Genomic DNA, 880 nt, shown 5'->3' with positions numbered 1-880 from the left:
CCACTTTCAAATGATAATCAAAAGATTCCAGATGGTTATGAATTAGTAGATGGAAACAAAGTACCAACTGAAATCAAGTTCAACAATGATGGTAGCCAAACACCAGATACTACTATCCACTTGAAGCACAAGACTACTACAGTAACTCCAGATACTGATACCACTAAGACTTTGCCAGATAATCCAAAGAAGAATTATCCAACTACTGAAGCTTTAACTAAGACAGTTACTAGAACTATTAATGTTCATAACACTGATGGAACAGTAACTACTAAAACTCAACAAGTTAAGTTTACTAGAACTGCAACTGTTGATGAAGTAACCGGTGAAGTAACTAACTACGGCGATTGGACTGTTGATACTAGTGATCACAAGCCTTCTGAATTTGAAGCTTACAATTACACAACTCCATCTGGTTATACTAGCAAGGTTGCTTATAACACTACTGAAGACAAGGCTCAAGCTGGTAATGGTACTGTTGCTAAGGCTGATGCAAGCACTACAACTGATGGTAAAACTACCCCAGTTGAAGGTGGAACCGTTGATGTATACTTTGTTCCTGAAAAGCAAACAATTACTGTTACTGTAACTGATCAAGATAGAAAACCTGTTGTAATTCCAACAGATATTCCAACGATCTTTAATGGAACTACTAACAGTAAGGTTGGTACTGATGTAACTGATGGTGTAACTAACATCAATACTTACTTAAAGAATCACGGTTATGAAGTAACTAACCAATCAGAAACACCAAAGAACTTTGATGATACTGATAACACTGGTAAAGATAGTGATCAAACTCCACAAAATATTTCAATTACTGTTAAACACAAGACTGTGGATGTAACACCTGACAAGCCAAAGACAACTACTGATAACT

The 880-nt window shown here is 36.1% G+C and carries 1 protein-coding gene; it reads left to right on the top strand.

What is annotated here, in order from left to right:
* A partial coding sequence (locus FC45_RS07445) for a mucin-binding protein (RefSeq protein ID WP_420911454.1) occupies positions 1-880 on the top strand: 880 nt, incomplete at both ends.

It is taken from the genome of Lactobacillus jensenii DSM 20557, assembly GCF_001436455.1.
Taxonomy (GTDB): Bacteria; Bacillota; Bacilli; order Lactobacillales; family Lactobacillaceae; genus Lactobacillus; species Lactobacillus jensenii.
Note: the sequence above shows the minus strand (reverse complement) of the source record. Positions and strands in the feature narration are given on the sequence as shown.